Source organism: Nocardia sp. XZ_19_369, assembly GCF_015355715.1.
Taxonomy (GTDB): Bacteria; Actinomycetota; Actinomycetes; order Mycobacteriales; family Mycobacteriaceae; genus Nocardia.
This window is the reverse complement of record NZ_JACVED010000007.1, coordinates 367,770-391,839: the sequence shown is the minus strand read 5'-3', so window position 1 is coordinate 391,839 and position 24,070 is coordinate 367,770. Positions and strand designations below refer to the sequence as shown.

At 66.5% G+C, this 24,070-nt stretch carries 18 protein-coding genes; 5 read left to right on the top strand and 13 right to left on the bottom strand.

The genetic code is table 11. The features are described 5' to 3' along the window. Positions 1-109: 109 nt before the first annotated feature. Genes IBX18_RS26980 through IBX18_RS26970 form a run of 3 tightly spaced genes read right to left on the bottom strand, consistent with a single transcriptional unit; the run spans position 110 to position 3,398 of the window. Positions 110-1,024 carry an alpha/beta hydrolase gene (locus tag IBX18_RS26980; RefSeq protein WP_194836302.1) on the bottom strand — a complete coding sequence of 305 codons (915 nt, stop codon included), beginning with the start codon at positions 1,022-1,024 and terminating at the stop codon, positions 110-112. A 14-nt stretch (positions 1,025-1,038) separates the two neighbouring features. Next, positions 1,039-1,869: an SDR family oxidoreductase gene (locus IBX18_RS26975; RefSeq protein WP_194836301.1), complete on the bottom strand. Its 831-nt coding sequence runs from the start codon at positions 1,867-1,869 to the stop codon at positions 1,039-1,041. Beyond that, entirely contained in the window at positions 1,866-3,398 is a 1,533-nt protein-coding gene (locus tag IBX18_RS26970) for an NAD(P)/FAD-dependent oxidoreductase (RefSeq protein WP_194836300.1), read from the bottom strand. Before IBX18_RS26970 ends, IBX18_RS26975 begins: the two co-directional genes overlap by 4 nt. Before the next feature lie 60 nt (positions 3,399-3,458). On the opposite strand from IBX18_RS26970, the gene IBX18_RS26965 reads away from it, so the two are divergent. The 5 genes from IBX18_RS26965 (at position 3,459) to IBX18_RS26945 (ending at position 10,173) form a co-directional block, all read left to right on the top strand. Continuing rightward, positions 3,459-4,100: a TetR/AcrR family transcriptional regulator gene (locus IBX18_RS26965; protein WP_194836299.1), complete on the top strand. Its 642-nt coding sequence runs from the start codon at positions 3,459-3,461 to the stop codon at positions 4,098-4,100. 161 nt (positions 4,101-4,261) lie between these two features. Then, a complete protein-coding gene (locus tag IBX18_RS26960; RefSeq protein ID WP_194836298.1) occupies positions 4,262-4,879 on the top strand; it encodes a LysE family translocator in 618 nt (205 codons plus the stop codon). A 56-nt stretch (positions 4,880-4,935) separates the two neighbouring features. Beyond that, entirely contained in the window at positions 4,936-8,382 is a 3,447-nt protein-coding gene (locus tag IBX18_RS26955) for an aminotransferase class I/II-fold pyridoxal phosphate-dependent enzyme (RefSeq protein ID WP_194836297.1), read from the top strand. 10 nt (positions 8,383-8,392) lie between these two features. Then, entirely contained in the window at positions 8,393-9,154 is a 762-nt protein-coding gene (locus IBX18_RS26950) for an SDR family NAD(P)-dependent oxidoreductase (RefSeq protein ID WP_194836296.1), read from the top strand. Between the two features lie 305 nt (positions 9,155-9,459). Beyond that, positions 9,460-10,173 carry a GAP family protein gene (locus IBX18_RS26945; RefSeq protein ID WP_194836295.1) on the top strand — a complete coding sequence of 238 codons (714 nt, stop codon included), beginning with the start codon at positions 9,460-9,462 and terminating at the stop codon, positions 10,171-10,173. A gap of 127 nt (positions 10,174-10,300) precedes the next feature. On the opposite strand, the gene IBX18_RS26940 is transcribed toward IBX18_RS26945, so the two are convergent. The 10 genes from IBX18_RS26940 to IBX18_RS26895 form a co-directional block, all read right to left on the bottom strand. Then, complete coding sequence (locus IBX18_RS26940; RefSeq protein WP_194836294.1) at positions 10,301-10,813, bottom strand: hypothetical protein; 513 nt, start codon at positions 10,811-10,813, stop codon at positions 10,301-10,303. Positions 10,814-10,916: 103 nt separating this feature from the next. Beyond that, entirely contained in the window at positions 10,917-11,591 is a 675-nt protein-coding gene (locus IBX18_RS26935) for a pentapeptide repeat-containing protein (RefSeq protein ID WP_194836293.1), read from the bottom strand. Continuing rightward, a complete protein-coding gene (locus tag IBX18_RS26930) occupies positions 11,588-13,075 on the bottom strand; it encodes a hypothetical protein (RefSeq protein WP_194836292.1) in 1,488 nt (495 codons plus the stop codon). The genes IBX18_RS26935 and IBX18_RS26930 overlap by 4 nt, the downstream gene beginning before the upstream one ends. 3 nt (positions 13,076-13,078) lie before the next feature. Then, positions 13,079-13,378 (bottom strand): WXG100 family type VII secretion target, encoded by a 300-nt coding sequence (locus tag IBX18_RS26925; RefSeq protein WP_194836291.1) that lies wholly within the window; start codon positions 13,376-13,378, stop codon positions 13,079-13,081. Then, the gene (locus IBX18_RS26920) at positions 13,375-13,716 is read right to left on the bottom strand and encodes a WXG100 family type VII secretion target (RefSeq protein ID WP_194836290.1); all 342 of its coding nucleotides are present in this window, start codon (positions 13,714-13,716) and stop codon (positions 13,375-13,377) included. Before IBX18_RS26920 ends, IBX18_RS26925 begins: the two co-directional genes overlap by 4 nt. A 119-nt stretch (positions 13,717-13,835) precedes the next feature. Next, positions 13,836-17,621: a multifunctional oxoglutarate decarboxylase/oxoglutarate dehydrogenase thiamine pyrophosphate-binding subunit/dihydrolipoyllysine-residue succinyltransferase subunit gene (locus IBX18_RS26915; RefSeq protein WP_194836289.1), complete on the bottom strand. Its 3,786-nt coding sequence runs from the start codon at positions 17,619-17,621 to the stop codon at positions 13,836-13,838. A 161-nt stretch (positions 17,622-17,782) separates the two neighbouring features. After that, a complete protein-coding gene (locus IBX18_RS26910; protein WP_194836288.1) occupies positions 17,783-21,463 on the bottom strand; it encodes an ABC transporter ATP-binding protein in 3,681 nt (1,226 codons plus the stop codon). Positions 21,464-21,525: 62 nt separating this feature from the next. Next, positions 21,526-22,308: an ABC transporter permease gene (locus IBX18_RS26905; RefSeq protein WP_194836287.1), complete on the bottom strand. Its 783-nt coding sequence runs from the start codon at positions 22,306-22,308 to the stop codon at positions 21,526-21,528. Further along, positions 22,305-23,312 (bottom strand): ABC transporter ATP-binding protein, encoded by a 1,008-nt coding sequence (locus tag IBX18_RS26900; RefSeq protein ID WP_194836286.1) that lies wholly within the window; start codon positions 23,310-23,312, stop codon positions 22,305-22,307. Before IBX18_RS26900 ends, IBX18_RS26905 begins: the two co-directional genes overlap by 4 nt. Beyond that, a complete protein-coding gene (locus tag IBX18_RS26895) occupies positions 23,309-24,040 on the bottom strand; it encodes a hypothetical protein (RefSeq protein WP_194836285.1) in 732 nt (243 codons plus the stop codon). The genes IBX18_RS26900 and IBX18_RS26895 overlap by 4 nt, the downstream gene beginning before the upstream one ends. Positions 24,041-24,070: the final 30 nt, after the last annotated feature.

Sequence of the window (24,070 nt, the reverse complement as noted above, 5' to 3'; positions counted from 1 at the left end):
CCACGTGGGTTTACTCGCCAGTAATCTACGACACCTGTGTCAGGGCCGTGAGGTCGACCACCAGAAACGGATCCGTGCGTAACACCCGAGCTACGGACCCGCTTCGTAGTTATCCTAAGTCCCGGACATCCGCCGGTTGAATCGCTTCCCGCAGGAACGCGGCCAGTTCGCTGAGCGCCGCGGCGGCCGGAGCGACCAGTGCGGCCTGCAGTTGCGCGACGTGCCACAGGCCCGTGCTCTCGGTGAACCGAACCGTGACCCCGGCTGCGCGCAGCGCGGCGACCAGGTCCCCGCATTGCCCGTGCAGCAACTCGTCGACGTCGACCTGGACGTAGGTCGGCGGCAACCCGACTAATACGCCGGTGAGCGGCGCGTAACCAGGATCACTCGAATCTCCGCCGCCGAGATAGGCGGCGGCGCAGGCACGTGACCACAGCCGGTTGATCACCAGGTCGCCGTCGCGTTCCGGGATCTGGTTCGGGTCGGTCCACGGCGCGATCAGGCCGAGCGCGGCCGGGGTGTGCCCGTGCCGGGCGATCAACCGCTGCGCGGTGGCCAGCGACAATCCGCCGCCCGCCGAATCACCGGACAGGGCGATCTGGTCCGGGCGGTAGCCCGCGCTGTCCACCAGCTCCAGGAACGCCGCCTCGGCGTCGTCGAGCGCGGCGGGGAACGGATGCTCCGGAGCCAGTCGATAGTCGGGAACGTAGACGGCAGCACCGGTTTGATGGGCGAGCCGGGCGGCCAGCGACCGATGGGTGGCCGGCGAGCCGACCGCGTAACCGCCGCCGTGCAGATAGAGCACCGCGCCGGTGGGCGTCGGGGTGGCCGTGAGGCGTTCGGCGGGCCTGCCGCCGAGTCGAATCCGTTGAACGGTGGTGCCCGGGGGCACCAATTGCGCGACCGAGCCCAGTTCGAGCAAGCGGCGCTGCATCCACCACGGCGACCGCTGGTTCAGCAGGACGCGGAAGATCGGACGCAGCACCGCTCGGGCGACGGGCATCGGAAGGTTGAGATCCCGCATGGGTCAAACTCGAATCAGGGTAGGAACGGGCGATTCACGACGGCGGCGATGCGCTGGTAACCGGAGGCGGTGACCCGGACGAACACGTCGAGCAGCTTGGCCTCCCAGCCGATCAGCACTCGCCCGTGGCCCTTGCGCACACCTTCGGTAATGGTCTGTGCGGCCATCTCCGGTGAGTGCATGGCCAGCTTCGCGTCGAACATCGAGGCGGCCTTCTTGCCGTCGATGCCCTCGGCCCAGGTGGCGTTGCGCGCGACGGCGGTCTTGATGCCGCCGGGGTGCACGCAGGTGACCTTGACCGGGTGCTTGCCGACCAGCATCTCCTGGCGCAGCGACTCGGTGAACCCGCGCACCGCGAATTTGGCTGCGTTGTAAGCACTTTGGCCGGGCACCGCGATCAGCCCGAACAGGCTGGACACGTTGACCACGTGCCCCTCGCCGGACTCCATCAGGAACGGCAGGAACGCCTTGGTGCCGTTGACGACGCCCCAGAAGTCGACGTCCATGATGCGTTCGATGTCCTTGAACTCGGACTTGATCACTTCACCGTGGTAGGCGATGCCCGCGTTGTTGTAGACCTGGTGCACCTTGCCGAAGTGGGCGTGCACCGCGTCGGCGTAGAGCAGCACGGCCTCGCGTTCGGCCACGTTGATCCGATCGGATTTCACCTCGGCGCCGAGCTGTTCGCAACGGCGCACGGTCTCGGCCAGACCGTCGGTGTCGATATCGGACAGCGCGAGTTTGGCACCACGCTTGGCCAGGTTTTCGGCGAGTGCGCGACCGATACCGGAGCCTGCTCCGGTGATCACACAAACCTTGTCGACGAAGTAAGCGTCTTTGCTCACTGTGCTCCCACTTTCACATCGGCTCGGGACGTTTTGGTTGTCTCATAGGCGGACAAGTCGAAATTCTTGGTGAGCCTACGGAATTCGAAGGTGAAGTCCGGCCACAGCGTGGTGTTGTTGCCGTGCTTGTCCAGGTACCAGCTGGCGCAGCCACCATTGATCCAGACGCTCTTGCCGAGCTTGCGCTGCAGGTCCACGTTGTATTCGTCCTGCACATCGCGGCGCACCTCGACGGTTTTCAGGCCGAGCCGATCGACGGTGGCCAGTGCGTCCGCCACATAGTTGAGCTGCGACTCGATCATGTACACCATCGAGGTGTGGCCGAGGCCGACATTCGGGCCGAGCAGGAAGAACATATTGGGGAAGTTGGCGATGGTCGCGCCCTTGTAGGCCTGCTGACCGATCTCGTCGAACACCTCGCTGAGGGTGCGCCCGTCGCGCCCGGAGATGGTCTCGTAGGTCGGCGAATCGGTGACGTGGAAGCCGGTCGCCACGATGAGCGCGTCGATCTCGCGCTCGGTGCCGTCCTCGGTGACGATCGAGTTCGCCCGCACCTCGGTGATGCCGTCGGTGACCACGTCCACGTTGTCGCGGCTGATCGCGGGGTAGTAGTTGTTCGAGATCAGCATGCGTTTGCAGCCGATCCGGAAGTTCGGCGTCACCTTGGCGCGCAGTTCCGGATCGCGGACCTCGTACCGCAGCTTGGCCTTGGCGAGCAGCTCGAACGCCTGCATCAGCGCGGGGAACTTGGCCAGGCCGACGACCTGAGTCTCGCGTGCGGCATAGATGGCGGCGCGGGACAGGCGCTGGAAGCCGGGCACGTACTTGAAGGCGAGGTGTTCGGCCTTGGTGTACGGGCGGTCGATGCGGGGGAGCAGCCAGGGCGCGGTGCGCTGGTAGACGTCGAGGTGGGCGACCTTGTCCGCGATGGCGGGCACGATCTGGATGGACGAGGCGCCGGTGCCGATGATGGCGACGCGCTTGCCGGTCAGGTCGGCGTCGTGGTTCCACCGGGCGGAGTGGAAGATCTCGCCCTCGAAGTCGTTGATGCCCTTGATATCCGGCAGCGCGGGCTCGCACAGCGCGCCGATCGCGGAGACGAGCGTGTCGGCGACGAAGCTGCCCTCGGACGACTCGACTTCCCACTCGGCGGTGTCGTTGTTCCACCGTGCGCTGGTGACGTCGCAGTTGAAGACGTGCTTGTCGAGGACCCGGTACTTCTCGGCGACGCCCTGGATGTACTGCTGGATCTCGCCTTGGCGGGAGAACGAGCGCGACCAGTCGGGGTTGAGTGCGAACGAGTAGGAGTACAGGTGCGAGGGCACGTCGCAGGCGGCGCCGGGGTAGGTGTTGTCGCGCCAGGTGCCGCCGACATCGTTACCGCGTTCGAGCACCAGATAGTCGTTTCGACCCTGCTGGCTCAGGCGGATGGCTAGGCCTAGGCCCGAGAATCCGCCACCGATGATGATCGTCTTGACACGGCGGACGGGCCGGTCGCCGACAGCTTTGTCTGTAACCTTGCGACTCATATAACCGAGCGTAGAGGCTTATTGAGCAGCAGTCAACAGTATTGAATCACGTTCAGTAAGATGTTGGTTGTGAGTAGCAGTCGTTCCGGTTCAGGAGAGACCAAGCGCGTCCGGCTCAGCCCGGACGAGCGCCGACTACAACTGATCACCCTCGGGGCCGAGATGCTCGCCGAGCGGGCGCTGGAGGACATCTCCGTCGAGGACATCGCCAAGCAGGCGGGCATCTCCCGCGGCCTGCTGTTCCACTACTTCGCCTCGGTGAACGAATTCCACGAGGCCATCGCGCGGCAGGTCAGCGCCGAGTTCTTGACCGCGACGGCGCCGGACCGCAGCCTCGGACTGTTCGACATGCTCCGCGACTCGGTCGAGCGCTACGTCGACTACGTCGAGCAGAACCGTGCGGCCTACCACGCGATCCTGCGCGGTCCGTCGAGCTACAACCCCGGCATGGTCACCTACGTGAACGAATCCCGCAGCGCGATCGCCGAACTCGTGCTCACCGAGATTCCGATCCCGCCGGACGATCCCGATCGGCCGCGGTTGAAGCTGGCCATTCGCGGGTGGATCGCCTTCGTGGAGGAAACAATTCTCACCTGGATGAGCGAAAAACCCATTCCGCGGGCGCAACTCATCGAATTGCTGGTGGAATCGCTACCGGCGCTTGCGTTGAGCCCGGAACTTACCGCCGCATTGCGCGGTTGAACAACCCCCCGACCGGGGGCAAGTTGTTGTCATGCTGCACCCAGAATTCCTGTCATGACGTTCGTCGGGTGACGAGATAGCGTTTATCCCAATGCCTTCCGAGCGCATTGCGGCGAGGTTCGCCGCCGGGTACAGGGAGTTCAGGGGGAGGGGACCCAACGATGTCCTCGATCACGCAATACGCCGCATTCGCCGGGGTGATGTTGGTGGTGTCGGCGTCCCCCGGGCCGGACCTCGCGGTGATCATGAGCCGGGCGCTGAGCGGCTGGGCGGCCGGGGCGGCGGCGACGCTCGGGGTCGCGGCCGGGATGTTTCTGTGGGTGCTCGCGGCGGTGACCGGGGTCTCGGCCCTGCTCGCGACGTCGTCGGAGGCGTTCACCGCGGTGCGGTTGCTCGGGGCGGCGTATCTGATCTTTCTCGGGGTGCATGCGCTGGTACAGGCGCGGCGGGCGGCCGGTGACGCGATGCTCGGACCTGTTGCCGCGCAGGGGTTTCGGCGCCATCTGGGGCGCGGGTTCGGTAGCAGCATCCTCAATCCCAAGACAGCGGTTTTCTTCGTCGCGTTGATTCCGCAGTTCATTCCGGACGGGGCGACGGTCACCGACGCGGTGGCGCTTCCGCTGGTCGCGGTGGCGGTGGTGACGGCGTGGTTCCTCTTCGTCACCAGTGTTGTCACCTGGCTGCACGCGCGGTTCGCGCAGGCGCGGACGCGGCGGCGGATCGATACGGGGGTGGGCGTTGCGTTGGTGACCGTCGGAGTGGGAGTGGCCCTTCAGTAACCAGCGCGGCGAGGGTTCGGCGCGACGACATAACGAGTGGGACAAAGCAATTGAGCATGATCAGCAATGCGGCCATCGGTATCGACAACAATGTGCTGCACCGCGCTTATCGGTCCGGTGTTTTCGCGGCTCGCGTGGACTGGGAGCCCCTGGTAATTGCGGTGGCGCTGCATGCGCTGCTCGATCGGGTATTCGGCGCGCGGAGCAGTATTGTGATCACGACTTCGGCGCAGCTGCGGGTGGTCGATGTGTCCGGCGTCGATGTCGAGCGGCATACGCTGGCGGATCTGTGTGCATTGATCAAGGCTTCGCCGGTAGTGCGTGAGGTCGATGTCGCGGTGGGACATCTCATTTCCGATGTCGAACCGGCGCGGCACCTCGAGTTGATCGAGCGGTTCCGGCCGGTGACCGCGGTGCACATCGGTAGCGGCGAAATCAGTGTTGCCCTACCGCAAGACGGTGATGTCGATGTGCGCGAGGTCGTCGAGGTGATGTCCGGCGCGTGGGCCCAGGGGGTTTTGGCTCGGGCGGAAGTGGTTCTGCAAGAAGCGTTTACCGGGCTGAGCTTCGAGACGCGTATTCGTGCCGACGAGCCGGAGCTGTTCGTTACCCGTTTCGTCCAGATGGCTCGCAACTACCCTTCGCGGATTGCCGTCGAAACGGCCACCAAGGCGATCTCCTACGCCGAACTGGATCGCACTGCCGACGGTATCGCCGCGGACCTCGAGCAGCGTGGTGTGCGGGCCGGCGAGACGTTGCTGCTCGTGCCCAACCGGGATGAGACGCTCGTCGCGACCTTTGTGGCGGCGCTCAAGGCCGGGATCACCGTATCGATCGCTGACCCCGAGGCTCCCACCAGCTATATCGAGGAGTGTGCGCGGGTCGCGGGCGCCGATCATGTGGCCGATCTTGCCGGTGTGGGTATTGCAGGGGCGTTCACGTCGCTCGGGCTCGAATCCGCCGTCGAGCCCGGTCGATACGAGGCTGAACGGTTCCGGCGCGACGATTGCGCGATCATCACCTTCACCTCGGGGACCTCCGGGACGCCCAAGGCGGTGCGTGGACGGTACGGCTCGCTCACCTACTTCTTCGATTGGATGGACAGTCGATTCGGCTCGCTGCGCGGCGCCAGGTTCGGTATGTGTTCGAGCATCGGTCATGACCCGTTGCAGCGGGACATCATGACTCCGCTCTACCTCGGCGGCACCATTGTGGTGCCCGAGCATCGGAATTCGACTGTCACCGAGGCCTTTCCGCGTTGGCTGACTGAGCATCGGGTGCAGGTCGTGTGCGTCAACCCGGCGGCGATTCGGCTGCTCGCGGGTGCCGAAGATTCTTTGTCAGATCTGGATGTCGTCTTTCTCGTTGGCGCGGCGCTGACCCGTGCGCAGGTGAAGACGGTGGCTGGGGTCGCGCCGGGCGCGCGGATCGTTAATCTGTACGGCTCTACGGAAACGCAAAGGGCTGTGGGCTATTTCGAGGTCGACACCAGTGCTGCCGGTTTGGCTGGGGTGCCCGATGTCATTCCGGTCGGTTCGGGAATGAAGGACGTCGATGTTCTCGTTGTCACGCCGGGACGTCGGGTCTGCTTGCCGTTGCAGACCGGGCAGATCGTGGTGCGTAGTTCGCAAGTCGCGCTGGGCTATGCGGGGGATGCTGAGCTGACCGCGACGAAGTTCTGTACCGGAATACCGGAGGGCAGCATGATTCCCGCTTATCTGACCGGCGACCTCGGTTATCGTTCGCTCCGCCACGGGGTGATGTTCGGGGGTCGCGCGGACCATCAGGTCAAGATCAACGGCTACCGCATCGAACTCGACCACATCTCGGAGAAGTGCCGCACCATGCCCGCGGTGAAGGACGCGGCCACCATCGGGTTCGAGCTCGACGGTGCTACGGCGCTGGCGGTGTTCCTGGTTCCCGTGGACGATTCGATCAGGTTCGAGCCCATGGCCTTTCGGGCCTCGCTGGCGGTGCGGGTACCGAAATACATGCTGCCGCAGCGGGTGCTGACGGTGACCGGTATGCCGATGACGCGCAACGGGAAGGTCGATGTCGCGGCCTTGCGTGCGATGTTGTCCGAGCCGAGGCCGAGTGCGGATGCCGCGGCCACGGGTACCGAGGCACAAATCCGTGACTATCTGCGCTACGCAACGGGACTCGATGAGCCCGACATGAATGCGCCGTTCGACGCCCTCGGCATCGACTCGCTTCGGTTCGCCGCGCTGCTCAGCAGGGTTGCCGGGCCCGGAGCGTCACGGGCAGGTATGACCAACGCGCTCACCGCTGCCGAGCTGGTGGAAGCTCTCTTCGAGACCGGAGCCCGCAAGGCTGCCACTCCGTCGTCCAGTGCGCCGACGCCGGCGCAGCTCGATGTGCGCGCGCTGCTCGGGCCCGCCGCTGAGGTCAGCGAAACCACGATCCATTTTCGCGGTCGGCGCTTCGATCATCTCTGTTCCAACAGCTATCTCGGCCTGAACTCACACCCGGATATTCGTGCGGCGATGGTCGAGTTCGCCAGGAGTTCCTCGACTTTCGGCTCACACGGGTCCGGCGCGATCAATGGCTACACCGTCGTGCATCAACGATTGACCGATGCGCTGCGGGCCCTGCTGCGGTGCGAGGCCGTCACCCTGTACAGCTCCGGCTATTTGGCGAACGTCTCCGCCATTCCCGCGATCGCCGGGCCCGACGATGCGTTGTTCATCGATGAGCGGTGCCATCGCTCTCTGCTGGACGGCTGCCTGCTCAGCGGTGCCGCCCTGCACATCTATCGGCACAACGACCCCGATGACCTGCGTGGACAGCTGCAACGCTTCCCCACTCGCGGACGACGAGTCATCGTGTGTGAGGCGATCTTCGGCGTCGGCGGGGACATCGCCGACCTGCCCGCGCTCGTCGCCTGCGCCCGTGACTCGGATGCCGTGCTGTTCGTCGACGAGGCGTCCTCGGTGGGCCAGCTCGGTCCGGGTGGGCGCGGCATCGAAGCGCACTATGGGATGCCCGGAAGCATTGATGTCCGGGTCGGATCGCTCGCCAAGGCTTTCGTCGGTGGGGGCGGGTTCGTCACCAGCTCAGGCGAGTACGCCGAGCAGCTGCGCCGGCATCGCGGGGCTACCTTCTCCACTGTGATCTCGCCGATGGCGGCGGCGCTGGCCGCCGAATCCGTCGAACTGCTGCTGCGCGAGGGAGATAGGTTGATGGAGCGGCTTGCGACGAATCGAGCCACCTGGACTACCGCGCTGCACTCGGCGGGATTCGATACCGGTGTTTCCGCGACCGCGATTGTGCCGCTGCTGTTTCCGGATGCCGGGGATACCGCCCGCTGGTTCCATGCGGCGCTGGATGCCGACGTGTTCCTGTTGCCGCTGTCCGGGGCGTGGAGTTCGCGGCCCGGTGGTGCACTGCGGTCGACCGTCACCGCGGCACACGACCCCGAAGTGCTCATCGATGTGGTGGATCGTTTGCGGCGAGCGGGTTCTCGCCTGGCTGCGGCGGAATAGGTTGGACACCATGGGAAATCGTTCGGTTCAAGTGGTGGTCGGTGGGACCAGGGGGATCGGCGCCGCGACCGTCGAACTACTCGCCGCCGACCCACGCAACCACGTCGTATTCTGCGGCCGGGACCGCGCCGCCGGTCACGCGCTGTCCGAAAAGCTCGGCGACAACGTCGAATTCATCGCCGCCGACGTCACCCGCCCCGCCGAGGTCGACGCCTTCTTCGACGCCGTCGAGAAGTACGCCGGCGACTTCACCGGCGCCTTCAACGCCGCAGGCGTGATCGGCACCGACACCATCCTGCGCGGCGCCCGCTTCCACGACTCCACCGAAGCCCAATTCGACACCGTCTTCGACGTCAACGTCAAAGGTCTCTGGCGCTGCCTCCGCCGCGAACTACGCATAATGTCCGCCAACGCCACCGGCGCCATCGTCAACTGCTCCTCGGTAGCCGGCCTACGCGCCGCCGACAGCCTCTCCGTCTCCTACACCGCCAGCAAACACGCCGTAGTAGGCCTGACCCGCGCGTTAGCCGCCGAATACGCCCGAGACAACATCCGCCTCAACGCCGTCTGCCCCGGGGTGATCGACACCGACATGCTCGGCGGTCTCCACGACCAACTCCTCACCCACCTACGCGCCAAGAACCCCGCCGCCCGGATCGGCACACCAGAGGAAGTTGCCGGGGTAGTGGAGTTTCTACTGTCGGAGCGAGCGTCCTACATCAGCGGAGCTGCGATTCCCATCGATGCCGGCGGGTTGTACGGGGCCCTCTGATCCTTTCGCCGCGGCGGAGCTGGATGCGCTTCAGCTCAGGTCCAGGCGTCGCGGCCGATCTGCCTGCGGTTCTCAGCTCAGCAACTCTTCTCGCGGGGTTCGGCCTTGTTAGTGCCGTGCCGAAGCATCCTGCTGCGCGCGGGCGATCCCAGTGTGTGCAAGCGATGTGTTGCACGCTCTTTCGGGAGGTCCGCCGGTGAGGACTACGCCGCAAGCCTGATCGGCGGTCCTCCCTTTGTCGGACGCGGCATACCGACCGGACACGACAGCATCAGAACCGTGTTGTCTACCGGAACGGAACACCGATGACCCTCCCGCTCGTCGCAGCGCTGATCGGCCTCGCCCTCGTCGACAGCACCAGCTTCGGCACCCTGCTCATCCCCATCTGGCTGCTACTGACCCCCGGCCGCCTCCGCCCAGGACGCATCGCCGTGTACCTCGCCACCGTGGCGATCTTCTACTTCGCCGTCGGCGTACTGCTCGTCCTCGGTGCCGATACCGCCCTGACCGCCATCCGCACCGGCTCCCTCGACATCCCCGAGTTCCCCCTGCGCATCGCCCAACTCATCCTCGGCCTCCTCGTCATCGCCCTCAGCTACTGGCTCGAAGCCAGAGCCAAACGCCGAGCAGGCCAACCCGGCAAAATCCACCGCTGGCGCACAAAAGCCATGTCCGGCACCGGCAGCCCCCGCAGCTTGATGAACCTCGCCCTAGCAGCGGCCGCCCTAGAGGTAGCAACCATGCTCCCCTACCTCGCAGCCATCGCCCTGATAGCCAACGCCGACCTCCCTTGGTCGCTGACCGGCCTGACCCTCGCCACTTACTGCATCCTGATGACCCTCCCCGCCCTAGCCCTAGCCGCCGCCCGCCTAATAGCCCACCACCGAATAGACCCCCTCCTCCAAAAAATCAACAACTGGCTAACAAAGCACAGCGCCACAGCCATAGGCTGGGCCGTAGGCGGCATAGGAATCTGGCTAACCCTCAACGCCGCCGCCACCCTGCTCTTCAACGAGTAGCCAACCCGACCCGCTATGACTCAACGCACGAATCATCCTCTTGACGCATGCTGCAGCCTTCGTCAAGAGCTAGTTCTGTACGTCAAGTCGTCAACACGAGACTGTGTCGCGTTTCGGAGTGGTTGCTTCAGTCGTTGATATCGTCGGAATCGTAATTTATCGCGAGGTCGTTGGGCCTCGGTGGCCACGGCGGCGCCGTAATACGCCTGCCAGTCCAACGATCGACCTGTGCAACAGGATATTCTGTCTGATCCAGCATTCCGGATCGGTCCGATATCAGTGTCTCGCCGGAGAATACTGCAAAGGCAACGTCCGGCTGTCGATAGGACACAAACATGTTCCATCCGCTCCGGAAACCCAACCGAACTCTGCCGGATTTGAAAAGTACCGCAGAAACTATCGAGGCAGAAAGATTGCGCTCCACCACCGTCGTCGACCAGTGAGTGATCACGTGTCGATCGGGATCGTCTAGAGCCAACGAGCGCGGCGATAACTCGGCCCCATAGCCTGCAACGATCCGCAACGGAGAATTCAGCAACAGCTCAAAGCTATCCGAACCCCATTCGATATCGAGGACACAGCTGTCTCGCAGCGGTCGCAACAACCACCGGTCCTCGTATTCCGTAATCTCCCGGATCATTCGTTCCTTCTTCGTGCGAACAAGAAGCATCCGGTAGATGGCTTCGAAGTCTGCGCTGCGTTCGCTGGCTGGGATGGGCTCGACACGGTGGTTCGTTCGCCGGTCAGCCCTGCGGAGAGGCGTGGATTTCGACGTCCGGTGCACCATGAGCGTCGAACCAGGCTTTCAATTCGGCGCCGCTGAGGATGGATGTCGACTGGTCGCCGACATCGACCGGCCCCAGGATCATTCCTCTGGCACCTTCCACGTTGCTGCCGCCGAGCCGGCAGTTCGAGAGATCGGTCCAACCGAATTGGCAACGGCGCAGATCTGTATCACGCAGGTCGGAGCCGGCGAAGCTGGTGTCATGAAGGTTTGCCTCATGGAAATCAGCCTGTCGGAAATCGGCGTCCTCGAACACTGCGCCCTGTATCTGTGCTGCGTGAAGGATTGCGTGCGCTGCTTTGCAGCCTCGGCCTTCGATCTTCCGGAGGTCGGAGCGTGTCAGGTCGGCGTGGCTGATATTGGCGGACAGCAGCCACGCCTGATACAGGTCCACTTCTACCATGCGAACATTGCTCAGATCGGCTTCGTTGAGCGCAGCCTCTTGTAGTTGCAGACCGGAAAGATCGGCACCGGCGAAGTTCAAACCGTCGGCCGCCAGCAAAGAACCGTCCATCAACGATTCCGACGAATCCGCTGAAAGTCTATCCAGATATCGCTGGAGAGTCTCGCGCGTTTTCGCGTCGTCAGGCCACGCGACCACGCTCTCGCTCGACCGTCCGTACACTCTGGTCATCGACCCCAAACTACCTTTCCTTGCCAATTCGGATTGTTTGCCACCAACTGCTCGAGACGCGCTCGACGGGCAGGTGACATACCGTCAGGATCGAGAAGGACCTTCTCGCCGGTAGCGATATCCTTGTCGACCATTCTAGTGAATGCCTCGTCCGTCTGCGGGTTAGGGATCGGTTTGCCTGCTTCCGGCCGGTAACTCGGATGGGAGTCCGGCGAGCTTTTCACGTCCCACCGTTCGTTCTTGGAATCTATGAACTCGCCCTGATCTTCGCCGTTCGGGCCGGGTTGCGCTCTGGTTATCGGCCCGGGGATCGCACCGTCATGCTCGGCCTGCAGTCCGACCTCGGCTTCTCTCCTGGACTGCGGGCTGGATGCACCGTTCTTGGCGGGGTCTTTCGCCAGTTCGTCCACGCGCCTTTGGTATTCGCTACTTCCCGGTGTGTTTCCTGAATTCGCCGGGCCAGTGGCGCCGTCATCATCGATGAGCACGCGCATGGCGATGATGGTGGCTAGGGAGGTGAGGGTGGTGCCTAGGTCGGGGACCTTGTCGAAGGATTTGATTACGCCGACGGCTCCGGCGGCGGCGGTGGCCAGGCCTACTGCTTTCAGGAGGTTGCTGCCCTGGTAGACGGTGCGGATCGTGTTGATGGTGTTGGTGACTATGACGCCGACGCCGCCGGCTCCTGCTGCGGCGCTGCCGCCGAAGGTGAAGAAGGCGGCGGCTGCGGCGGCGACTACGGTGAGGCCGATGGCCCATTCGGCTTGGGTGATCGAGGATTCGATGTTTCCGCGGACTTGGACGGTGCCTGCGTGGTAGTCGGCGACCGGAGCGGCGAGGTTTTGGGTTGCGGCTGCGACCTGGGTTGCGCCGTTGCGCAGAGTTTCGAGGTGGCCGAGTAGTGGGGGGAGGTTTGTCTTGTCTTCGATGTTGTCGAAAAGTCCGATGATCGTGGTGATTCGGGCTGCGGCGCCGGTGACGGTCTCGTGGTTGGCGAAGGTTGTCCACGTGGACGACGCCTTTTCGAGTTTCTTGATGTCGCCGTTGGGTAGCTTTCCGAACTTCTCCAGGATCTGCGCGATCAGGAGATCGAAGAGTTCCTGGATTCCACCGTGGTGTTCGATGCCGATTCCGTTGTCGCGCACGGAGGTCGGGATGGTGACCTGGTATTGCGGTATCTCGCGGACATCGGGGCGAGGGGGTGGCGGATTGCTCTTGTTGCTGATGCCGTAGTTGTAGCCGGTCGCGTACAGCACGTATCCGAAGTTGGTGAGGGCATCAGCGAGGTTCGTGCACGACTGCATGGTGTCGCGTGCGGTGCGGTCGTACTTCTCGCCCCATTCTTTGCAGCCTGGTGCGTCGCCGGCCATGCCTGCGCACTCGCCTTTGACGGCGTCGTGCACCGGTTTGTCGGCCTGGCGCAGTTCGGCGGCGAGATCGTGGCATTTCTTGGCGGCGTCGTAGTAGGTCTGCCAGTCGATGCGCACGGCTCAGCCCCCTTGCAGCATCTTGCTGTTGAGTTCGATCGCTCGGGTATAGCGCCCGTGCGCTTTCTTCGCCGCATCACTCATCTCGCGCACCCCGTCGACGAATTCGCGTGCGCCGGTGGCCCATTGCCGGTGGGCGTCGGAATAGGCGTCGGCGGCAACACTTTCCCATCCGGTGCCGTGCAGTGCCGCGACACGGTCGTCGATTTCGTCGAGGTGCTCGGCGACGAATCCGGCCAGTCCGGCGAGCCGGGCGACGATCTGGTCGAGATGTTCGAGGTCGACCGAGAATTCTGAGCTCATGGCAGGTCCAGGGTGGACGTGTTGAGCGCGGCGGCGTTGTTCGCGTCGCGGGCCTGGTACGTGTCGGCGGTGACGCCGAGTTTCTCCGCCATGCCGGTCAAGGCCGACATGATCGCCACGCCCCCGTCCCGCACGTCGGTCCAGCCGTTGGCGAACTCGGTGGCCGAGTCGCCGGTCCAGCTCCCGTTGGTCAGTGCGTCCACGTCTTTGGCGGCGGAATCCAACGCCGATCGCAAAGTCTCGGCCAACCCGTAGACGTATTTCCCGACGTCACGCACCTGCTCGGGAACGACCGAAACCTGCTGGCCGGATGTTGTCGGCGTACCCCCGTCGCTCATGGTGGCGAAGTTTACTGACGGCGCTGTGCACTGTCGACCACGGAAAACGCCGGACGCCGGGTCGGATTCGCTCGGTAAGGAGCGGATTCGACCCGGCGTCCGGGGTCAACGGTGAACTGTTAGTTGGTCGGCTCGAAGGCTTCGGCGACGATCTCGGCCTGCTCTACCGCGTGCACCTTGCTGGAACCCGAGGAGGGGGCCGACATGGCGCGGCGGGAGATGCGGCGCAGTTTGCCGAGGCGGTCGGGGAGGACCTCGGGGAGGTTGAGGCCGAAGAAGGGCCAGGCGCCCTGGTTGGCCGGTTCCTCCTGCACCCACACGATGTCGGTCGCGTTGGTGTAGCGGTCGAGCGACTCGTTCAGGCGGTAGGTGGGCAGCGGGTAGAGCTGCTCGATCCGCACGATCGCGACGTCTTCGCGCTTCTGCTTCGCCTTTTCGGCGGCCAGCTCGTAGTAGAGCTTGCCGCTGGTCATCAGGATCCGCTTCACCTTGCTGCGGTCGCCGATGCCCTGCTCGTAGGCGGGCTCGTCGAACACCGAGCGGAACTTGCTCTCGGTGAAGTCCTTCAGATCCGACACGACGGCCTTGTTGCGCAGCATCGACTTCGGGGTGAAGACGATCATCGGGCGGCGGATGCCGTCCAGCGCGTGCCGGCGCAGCAGGTGGAAGTAGTTCGCCGGGGTGGACGGCACGGCGACCGTCATCGAGCCCTCGGCGCACAACTGCAGGAACCGCTCGATCCGACCGGAGGTGTGGTCGGGACCCTGACCCTCGTGGCCGTGCGGCAGCAGCAGCACGACGTCGGAGAGCTGACCCCACTTGGCCTCACCGGAGGAGATGAACTCGTCGATGATGGACTGCGCGCCGTTGACGAAGTCACCGAACTGCGCCTCCCACAACACGAGTGCGTTCGGGTTGCCGAGCGAGTAGCCGTATTCGAAACCGACGGCGGCGTATTCGCTCAGCGCCGAGTCGTGCACCGCGAACCAACCGGGGTTGGTGCTGCCGATGTTGTGCAGCGGGGTGTACTCCTCGGCCGTCTTGCGGTCGATGATCACCGAGTGCCGCTGGGTGAACGTGCCGCGGCGCGAGTCCTGACCGGTCAGCCGCACCGCGCGACCCTCGTCGATCAGCGTGCCGAAGGCCATCAGCTCGGCGAAGGCCCAGTCGACCTTGCCCTCGTAGGCCATCTCGCGGCGCTTCTCCAGCACCGGCTTGACGCGCGGGTGCACGTTGAAGCCGTCGGGCACGTGCAGGAACGCATCGCCGATGCGTTGCAGCACAGCCTTGTCCACGGCCGTCTGCACGGTGGTCGGGACCTTCTGATCGTCCTCGACCGACTCGCTCGGTTCCGGCGTGTACTTCTCCAGCTCGCGGACCTCGTTGAACACCCGCTCCAGCTGACCCTGGTAGTCGCGCAGCGCGTCCTCGGCCTCTTTCAGCGAGATGTCGCCACGGCCGATCAGGCTCTCGGTGTAGGCCTTACGCACCGAGCGCTTGGTGTCGATGACGTCGTACATCGACGGCTGGGTCATCGACGGGTCGTCGCCCTCGTTGTGGCCACGGCGCCGGTAGCAGACCATGTCGATGACGACGTCCTTGCGGAACTTCTGCCGGAAGTCGACTGCCAGGCGAGCCACCCAGTCGCAGGCCTCCGGGTCGTCACCGTTGACGTGGAAGATCGGCGCGCCGATGAACTTCGCGATGTCGGTGGAGTATTCGGTGGAGCGGCTGTTCTCCGGCGCGGTGGTGAAGCCGATCTGGTTGTTCACCACGATGTGGATGGTGCCGCCGACGCGGTAGCCGCGCAGCCCGGACAGGTTCAGCGTCTCGGCGACCACACCCTGACCCGCGAACGCGGCGTCACCGTGCAGCATGAGCGGCATGACGGAGTAACCGTCCGGGCCGTCGCCCTTGTCCAGCAGGTCCTGCTTGGCGCGGACCAGACCCTCGAGCACCGGGTCGACCGCCTCGAGGTGCGACGGGTTGGCGGTGAGCGAGACCTCGATCTCGTTGTCGCCGAACATCTGCAGGTAGGTGCCGTGCGCGCCGAGGTGGTACTTCACATCGCCGGAGCCGTGCGCGCCTGCCGGGTTCATGTTGCCCTCGAACTCGGTGAAGATCTTCGAGTACGGCTTGCCGACGATGTTGGCGAGCACGTTGAGGCGACCGCGGTGCGGCATGCCGATGATGACCTCGTCGAGACCGTGCTCGGCGCACTGGTCGATGGTCGCGTCCATCATCGGGATGACGGCCTCGGCGCCCTCCAGCGAGAAGCGCTTCTGGCCGACGTACTTGGTCTGCAGGAAGGTCTCGAAGGCCTCCGCCGCGTTCAGCCGGTTCAGGATGTACTTCTGCTGCGCGACAGTCGGTTTGACGTGCTTCTGCTCGACCCGCTCCTGGATCCACTGCAGCTGCTCGGTCTCCAGGATGTGGGTGTACTCCACACCGACGTGCCGACAGTAGGCGTCGCGCAGGACCGAGAGGACCTCGCGCAGCTTCATCTGCTCTTGGCCGTGGAAGCCGCCGACATTGAACGTGCGGTCCAGGTCCCACAGTGTCAGGCCGTGCTGGGTGACGTCGAGGTCGGGGTGGCTGCGGAACTTGTCCTTGACCAGCCGCAGCGGATCGGTGTCCGCCATCAGGTGGCCGCGGTTGCGGTAGGCGGCGATCATCTCGAGCACGCGGGTGCTCTTGTCGACGCCGCGTTCGCGAATGTCCTTGCGCCAGCGCACCGGCTCGTACGGCACGCCGAGGCCGTGGAAGATCTCGTCGTAGAACTCGTCGGAGATCAGCAGCTGGTGGATGGTGCGCAGGAAGTCACCGGACTCCGCACCCTGGATGATGCGGTGGTCGTAGGTGGAGGTGAGCGTCATCAGCTTGCCCACGCCGATGTCGGCGATGCGCTCGTCGCTCATGCCCTGGAACTCGGCCGGGTACTCCATCGCGCCCGCGCCGATGATGGCGCCCTGGCCCGGCATGAGGCGGGGCACCGAGTGCACGGTGCCGATGGTGCCGGGGTTGGTGAGCGAGATGGTGACGCCGCTGAAGTCGTCGGCGGTCAGCTTGCCGTCGCGCGCGCGGCGGACGATGTCCTCGTAGGCGGTGTGGAACTGGCCGAAGGTCATCGACTCGGTGCCCTTGATGGCCGCGACGACCAGCGATCGGCTGCCGTCCTTGCCGGGCAGGTCGATGGCGAGACCGAGGTTGGTGTGCGCCGGGGTGATGGCGTTGGGCTTCCCGTCGATCTCGGCGAAGTGCCGGTTCATGTTCGGGAAGGCCTTGATGCCCTGCACGATCGCGTAGCCCAGCAGGTGGGTGAACGAGATCTTGCCACCGCGGGTGCGGGCCAAGTGGTTGTTGATGACCAGCCGGTTGTCGATCATCAGTTTCGCCGGGATGGCGCGCACGCTGGTCGCGGTCGGAATCGACAGCGACAAGGCCATGTTCTTGGCGACCGCGGCGGCAGCGCCACGCAGCACCTTGGCCTCGTCGGCCGGGGCGTCCGTCTTCGGGGCGCCGGAGGTCGGCGCCGCGTTGGAGGTCGGCGCGGGCGTGGTCTGCGGCGTGCGCGCGGTGGTCTTCGCCGGGGCGGGCGCGGGGGCCGCGGGCTTGGCCGGTGCGGGCGCGGCGGCCTTGGGCGCCGAGTTCGCCTTGGGGGCCGAGTTCACCGGCGCGGGTGCCGGAGCCGGGGTCGGCGCCTGCGCGGGAGCGGCCGCGGCCGGGGCGGCCGAGCTGTTACCGGAATCACCCGTGGCTTCGGGCGTGTAATCGGCGAGGAACTCGTGCCAACTTTCATCGACCGAAGATGGATCTTGCTTGAACTTCTGATACATCTCATCGACTAGCCACTGGTTCTGTCCGAACTGGGAAGTTGAGCTGCTCACAGCAGGTGTTCGCCTCATTTCGTTCTTCGCGCTGCGACGTTTGTGACGTGCCCGGCTCACCGTAGCGACTGCTTGCAGGTCGCTCGAAAGGGCCTGCATCCGCGGATGCGCGCCGATGCGCCCTATCTGAGGATAGGCCCAGCAGCAAACCGACGGAGCGACTGACCACCCGACAAACCTCACCTCATAGAAGACGACTTGTCCGTAACCGAGAATATTCCCCCGGTTTCACGTGCCGCTGCCCACAGTCGCGCATACCCGCCACCTGTGGCGAGCAACTCGACGTGAGTGCCGATTTCGGCGATCCGGCCGTGTTCGACGACGGCGATGCGATCGGCTCGCGCCGCCGTACCGAGCCGGTGTGCGACGAGGACGGTGGTTCGCCCGCGGGTCAATGATCGACTCGCGGCGAGCACCGCTGCCTCGGCGTCCGGATCGAGGGTAGCCGTCGCCTCGTCGAGCAGTAGTAAGTCGGGGCGCACAAGTTCGGCGCGGGCCAGCGCGACGAGCTGCCGCTGACCCGCCGACAGGCCGCGCCCGCGCTCGCCGACCGGTTGGCGCATGCCCAGCGGCAGGGCCGCGATCATGGCCGTCGCGCCGACCGCCGCCGCGGCTTCGGCGATCTCGGCGTCGGTCGCGCCCGGCTTGCCGAAGGCGATGTTGCTCGCGACGTCACCGCTGAACAGGTGCGCTTCCTGCGGCACGATGCCGAGCCGGGCGCGGTAGTCGGTGAGACGGTAGTCACGGATGTCGGTGTCGTCGACCAGGATCGCGCCGGTGCCGTCCGAGTCGGGCGGCAGGTCGTACAGCCGGGCGAGCAGCTTGACGATGGTCGACTTGCCCGCACCGGTCGGGCCGACCAGCGCGAGGGTGCTGCCCGCGGGAATCCGCAGCGAGACGTCGGCCAGAGCGAGCTTCGCCACCCCGGGGTAGTGGAAGCGCACGTCGTCGAGGACGACCTCGCCGCGCAGCCCGTGCTCGATCGGGACCGCGTCGGCTCGATCGCTTGCGATCGCCGAGGCCGTGCGCAGCAACTCGCCGATCCGGCGCAGCCCGACGCGCGCCTGCTGATAGCCGTCGAACACCTGCGACAGCGCGAGCACCGGCGCGAACAGCAGTTCCAGATACAGCACGAAGGCGACCAGGGTGCCTGCCGTCGTGGTACCCGCCGCGACCTCGCGGGCGCCGACGAAGATCACCGCGGCCAGCGAGACCCCCGACCAGGCGGCGATGAACGGGAAGTACAACGCGATCGAGGTCTGCGCGCGCATCCGGCTGTGCCGGTATCGGTCGGAGTACTCGGCGAAGCGGCGGGCCGCGACCGGCTCGTGCCGATTGGCCTGGACCGCGCGCAAGCCGGCGACGTTCTCCTGGAAGTCGGCGTTCACGGTGGACACGTTCTCCCGCGAGACGGTGTACGCCGTGGACGCGAAGCGCCGGAACAGCACCGTCGCCACGAACAGCGGCGGCAGCGTGGCGATCACGACCAAGGCCAGCGATACGTCGATCACCAACAGCGCCACCGCGATTCCGACGAAGGTCAGCCCGCCGATCAACGAGGTGGCCAGCCCGGTCTGCAGGAAGGTGGACAGCGAATCGAGGTCGGTCGTCATCCGCGTCATGATCCGGCCGGACAGTTCGCGCTCGTAGTAGTCGAGGCCGAGCCGTTGCAGGTGCGCGTAGCTGCGGATGCGCAGCCCGTAGAGCACTCGTTCGCCGGTCCGCGCGGTGATCAGCGTGTTGGCCGCGCCGACCAGCCAGCCCCCGGCGACCAAGGCGATGCCCAGCCCGGCGGCCAGCCAGAGAGCCCCGGAATCACCGCCACCGACGCCCGTGTCGATCGCGAATCGCACGATCGGGGGGAAGGCGACACCGACCAGTGCGTCGAGCAGCAGCAGGGCGACCGCGGCGATCACCAGTGCGCGAACCGGTCGCAACAGCCTGGTCAGCCGGAAGCCCGGATCGGGCTGCCGCAGCCGTTGGTCGTCCAGCTTCGGCTGCTCGTCGGCGGGTGGCAGGCGCGCGATTTCCTGCCGCAACTCTGGCGTTTCCGTGAGGTCCGCGGCCGCCGCGGCGAAGGTGTGTCCCGCGCTGCCGTTGGCGGCGGTAGCCGGAATCGCCACGGGTGCTTTGTGTGCGGTCAGCTGCGCACTCACCGGTGCGGGCAGCCGGATGACCCGATCGGCGTGGGCGAGGGTCGATTCGCGGTGCGCCAGGATCAGCGTGGTGCGCCCGGCCTGATCGGGCAGCGTGCCGAAGATCGCGGCCTCGGTGATGGCGTCCACCGCGGAGGTCGCGTCGTCCAGCACGAGAATGCGCGGCCGCGCCAGCAAGGCTCTGGCCAGCGCGATGCGTTGGCGTTGCCCGCCGGACAGGGTCAGGCCGCGTTCACCGACCACCGTGTCGTAGCCGTCGGGGAGTTCGCCGATGAAGTCGTCGGCGGCCGCGGCCTGCGCGGCCGCCCGGATCTCGGCATCGGTGGCCTCCGGGCGGCCGATCGCGATATTGGCGGCGATGGTGTCGGAGAACAGGAACGGGTCGTCGAACACCACGCCGATGGCGCTGCGCAGGTCGGCCGCGCTCAGGTCCGCGAGGTCGACACTGTGCTCCGGCTCGGCGCCGAACAGATGGATGTGGCCCGCGTCGGGTGCGTAGAAGCGGGGGAGCAGCAGTGAGAGCGTGGTCTTTCCCGAGCCCGCGGGCCCGATGATCGCCACCGTCTCGCCGGGCCGCACGGTCAGGTCGAGTTCGCGCAGCACCGGCTGTTCCGGGTCGAATCCGAAAGTCAGCGAGTCGATCTCGATGCCGAGCGGGCCCGCGGGCAGCGGTGCGGGCTCGGGTGGATCGGTGATCACCGGAGCGGTGTCGATCACCTGGTACACGCGTTCGGCGGCGGCGCGGGTGAGCTGCGCGAGGACCAACGCCCCCGACATGATCCGCGCGGTACCGCTCATCGTCGCGACGTACGCGGCGAAGGCGACGAAGGTGCCGATCCCGATCGTCCCGTGCAACGCGAGCAGCCCGCCGACCACGATGACGCCGACCATGCCGAGTTGCGGAATGGCGGTCACCGTCGGCGCGAAGCGCGAGTTCACCGCCGCCGCGCGCATCCGCTCGGCATACAGGGTGCGACTGTGCTTTTCGAGCACGTCCACCATCCGGGCCTCCTGCCCGAACCCCTTCACCACCCGGACCCCGGTGACGGTTTCCTCGACATGCTGGGCGACGTCGGCGGCGCGCTGCTGCGCGGACCAGGTGGCCGCGTAGAGCCGCGGCCGCAGCCGGTAGACCACCAGCGCGATCGCGGGCACGATCAGCAGCGCGAGTACCGCGAGCGGCGGCGACAGCCACAGCATCACCACCGCGGCGAGCACGAACTGCACCACCGCCATGCTCGCCAGCGGCACCATCGCCAGCAGTCCCTGCACCAGTTGCAGATCGGTGATCGACCGCGACACCACCTGACCGGTCCGGATCGCGTCCTGGCCGACCCCGTCCAGCCGTTGCAGCGACCCGAGCAGGTCCACCCGCAGCGAATGCTGCACGTCCAACGACAGCTTCCCCGCGAGCAACCGCCGGCCGAATCCGGCCGCGAACCGGCCCACCGCAAGCAGCACCAGCAGCCCGGCGACGACTCCGATCACGGCGGTCTGGCCGGTCCCCGCGGCGTCGATGGCGCGCTTGGTCAGCAGCGGCCCGGCGATCTCCACCCCGGCACCGGCCAGCACGGCCGCGCCGAGGCCGGCCAGCGTGCCGCGATGCGTCCGGCTCTCGCCCCACAGCCGGCGAATCCAGCCGGGACTGCCCGGGTCGCGCTCAGCTGACCCGGTGTCTTCGCCCGCTTCGACTACCCCGCCCATAACCATCCACGGTAATGACGCGCACCGACACGTCGTTGTTCCCGTTCGTCAGCTGCCCCGGTTCACAGGTCCAGGCGTCGCAGGTTCCACCAGCCCGCGCCGCCGATGCCGATGGTCCACAGCAGCAGCACCACGATGGCGGCGGGTGTCGGCGCGAGGAAGTCGCTGTCGGGGTAGGACCCGACGGCGACGGTGCTGATGGTGGCGGAGCCGGGAAAGAGCGTGACGAAGCCGGTGGCACCGACGCCGTTGGCGATCAGCCAGAGCAGCGGCTCGGCGATGACGAGCCAGCCGAGCATGACCCCGATCGCGGTCGACGACGAACGCAGCAGGAACCCGAGGCCGGCGCCGATCAGCGACCAGCAGACCGCGGCGAGCAGCCCGCCGCCGAGCACGGCCGCCAGATCCAGGTCGAAGTCGAATTTGCCGCGGCCGAAAGCCGCGAGCGTCAGCACCGAGACCAGTTCCACCGCCACCGCGACCGCCAGCGCGAACACGCCGGTGACCACCAGTTTCGCCGCGGCGAGCCGGTCGCGGTCCCCGGTGAACAGCGCGGTGATCGGCATGGTGTGGTGCCCGTACTCGGCGCCGGTACTGGTCGCGCCGAACACCGCCGCCGCCACGACCAGCACCGCGAGGCCGATGTACAGGCCCAGGGTCGCGGTGCCGGTAATGGGTTCGCCCCTGGGATCGGCCTTGCCCGCCATGAGCGCACTGGCCATGCTCGCGAGGAGCGCGACGACCAGCGGCACCCAGACGAGCAGCCGATTCGCCGGCAGCGTGGCGACCTTGCGCACCTCGGAGTTGACGGAGGGCAGGAGCTCCGGCGGCAGAATCGTGATCATCGAGGAATTCCGTAGGGCATCGGCGTCGGATGATGAGCGGTCCCGGACAAGCCGGGGTAGGGCGAGATCGCCGGCGCCGGGGGTTTGGTCAGCGAGGCCAGCACCCGATCGGGATGGATCAGGTCGGGGATGATGCTGTCCAGCCGCACCTGAGCGGCCGTCGCGGCGTCCCTGATGTCGGCCTCCGTCGCCTCGGCCACCGCGAGCCGCCCGTCCGGCCGGATCACCGCGTCGGTGAATCCACGCGCGGCCAGCACGGTCGCCAGGGCGATCGGGGTCGAGGCCGCGACGACGAGCCGATCAGGGTGCCCGCGGCGCAGTCGCGCCGGACTGCCCTGATAGACCACCGCACCGTTGTTCAGCACGATGACGTTGTCCGCACCCGGCAGCACCGCGGCGAGGCTCGCACTGGTCACCAGCGCGCTACCGCCGCGCTTGGCGTGCCTGCGCAGAAAGTCTTGCAGCCAGCCACGTTCGGCGGTGTCGAGGCCGTCCATCGGTTCGTCGAGCACCAGCAGCGGCGGGTCGCCGAGCACTGCGGTCGCCAGGGCCAGCCGCGTCTGCTGACCGGCCGACAGCGCACCGGCCTTCGAGCGGGCCACGTCACCGAGCCCGACCAGCTCGAGCACTTCCTCGACCCGGCCGTCCGGCACGCCGACCGCCGCCGCGTACACCCGGAGGTGGTCGCGCGCGGTCCGTCTGGGATGCAGTCCGCGTGGCGCGAGCACCCCGCCGACGACCCGAGCCGAACTGACGGCGGCACGATCCGCGTCGCCGCGGGGCCGATTGGTCCCCGGCCCGCCGACCGCCGCGGTCCCCGAGGTGGGTTCGAGCAGTCCGAGCAAAGTCCGCGCGATGGTGGTCTTGCCCGCGCCGGGCGGCCCGACGAGGGCGGCGGTGGTGCCGGACGCGACGGTGAAACTCACGTTCTCGACGGCGGAGGCCAGACCGTAGCGCTTGGTCATGGCGCGCACGGAGAAGGCGAGCGGTGCCACCCCGCTCACTGCGACTTGGTCGGCGGTTGCGGCTGCGACGGGTCGATCGCGGTGAGCGGATCGGCGTCCACGATGAGGTGCCGGTCGGCGGGCCAGACCACCGGCGGCGGCCCGAAGGCCTGGCGCGCGTTCTTGACCGTGGTCTTGCCCATCGCCCGGTTGCCGACGCCACCGATCACCGCGCCGATGCCCGCGGGCACCACCTTGCCCGCCATCAGCGCGGCGCGGCGGGTGATGAAACGGACGATGAACCGCTTGAGCAGCGAATCGTTCATCGACGACAGGCCGGGGATCCGGTTGGCGAACACCGTGCCCCAGTTCTTCGCCGACGTGCCGACGGTCTTCTGCACGATATCCATGCCGCCCTCGCCGAGCACGACGGCGAGCACCAGCGCTCGGCGCTGCTCCTTGTCCTCCGGCGAGATGCCGTGCACGGCCGCCACCGCGAGAGTGAACACGGCCGAGGCCTCCATGAAGAACGTGGTTTCCGCGCTGACCGCCGCGACCGCCGCGACCGTGCCGACGCCGGGTACCGCCGCCGCCGCGCCGACGGCGCTACCGCTCCCGGTCACCGCGAGCAGGTACTGGTTCTCCAGGCGCTCGATGATCTGTGCTGGGCTTTCCGACGGGTGGGAGCGCCGGATCCGGTCGACGTACTTGGCGACCGCGGGCGCCTGCATACGCGACCCTGAATCGAGTAGCTGGACCACCGTCTTCTCGAACGCGCCTTTGAACATCGGCGGCACCCTCCTCTTCCGGTCTGCTGG

What these genes read in the sequence shown, in the direction of transcription:
- IBX18_RS26980 (WP_194836302.1), bottom strand. Translation starts at nt 1,024, where the DNA reads ATGCGGGATCTCAACCTTCCGATGCCCGTCGCCCGAGCGGTGCTGCGT.
- IBX18_RS26970 (WP_194836300.1), bottom strand. Translation starts at nt 3,398, where the DNA reads ATGAGTCGCAAGGTTACAGACAAAGCTGTCGGCGACCGGCCCGTCCGC.
- IBX18_RS26965 (WP_194836299.1), top strand. Translation starts at nt 3,459, where the DNA reads ATGTTGGTTGTGAGTAGCAGTCGTTCCGGTTCAGGAGAGACCAAGCGC.
- IBX18_RS26960 (WP_194836298.1), top strand. Translation starts at nt 4,262, where the DNA reads ATGTCCTCGATCACGCAATACGCCGCATTCGCCGGGGTGATGTTGGTG.
- IBX18_RS26955 (WP_194836297.1), top strand. Translation starts at nt 4,936, where the DNA reads ATGATCAGCAATGCGGCCATCGGTATCGACAACAATGTGCTGCACCGC.
- IBX18_RS26950 (WP_194836296.1), top strand. Translation starts at nt 8,393, where the DNA reads ATGGGAAATCGTTCGGTTCAAGTGGTGGTCGGTGGGACCAGGGGGATC.
- IBX18_RS26945 (WP_194836295.1), top strand. Translation starts at nt 9,460, where the DNA reads ATGACCCTCCCGCTCGTCGCAGCGCTGATCGGCCTCGCCCTCGTCGAC.
- IBX18_RS26940 (WP_194836294.1), bottom strand. Translation starts at nt 10,813, where the DNA reads ATGATCCGGGAGATTACGGAATACGAGGACCGGTGGTTGTTGCGACCG.
- IBX18_RS26935 (WP_194836293.1), bottom strand. Translation starts at nt 11,591, where the DNA reads ATGACCAGAGTGTACGGACGGTCGAGCGAGAGCGTGGTCGCGTGGCCT.
- IBX18_RS26925 (WP_194836291.1), bottom strand. Translation starts at nt 13,378, where the DNA reads ATGAGCTCAGAATTCTCGGTCGACCTCGAACATCTCGACCAGATCGTC.
- IBX18_RS26920 (WP_194836290.1), bottom strand. Translation starts at nt 13,716, where the DNA reads ATGAGCGACGGGGGTACGCCGACAACATCCGGCCAGCAGGTTTCGGTC.
- IBX18_RS26915 (WP_194836289.1), bottom strand. Translation starts at nt 17,621, where the DNA reads ATGAGGCGAACACCTGCTGTGAGCAGCTCAACTTCCCAGTTCGGACAG.
- IBX18_RS26910 (WP_194836288.1), bottom strand. Translation starts at nt 21,463, where the DNA reads ATGGGCGGGGTAGTCGAAGCGGGCGAAGACACCGGGTCAGCTGAGCGC.
- IBX18_RS26905 (WP_194836287.1), bottom strand. Translation starts at nt 22,308, where the DNA reads ATGATCACGATTCTGCCGCCGGAGCTCCTGCCCTCCGTCAACTCCGAG.
- IBX18_RS26895 (WP_194836285.1), bottom strand. Translation starts at nt 24,040, where the DNA reads ATGTTCAAAGGCGCGTTCGAGAAGACGGTGGTCCAGCTACTCGATTCA.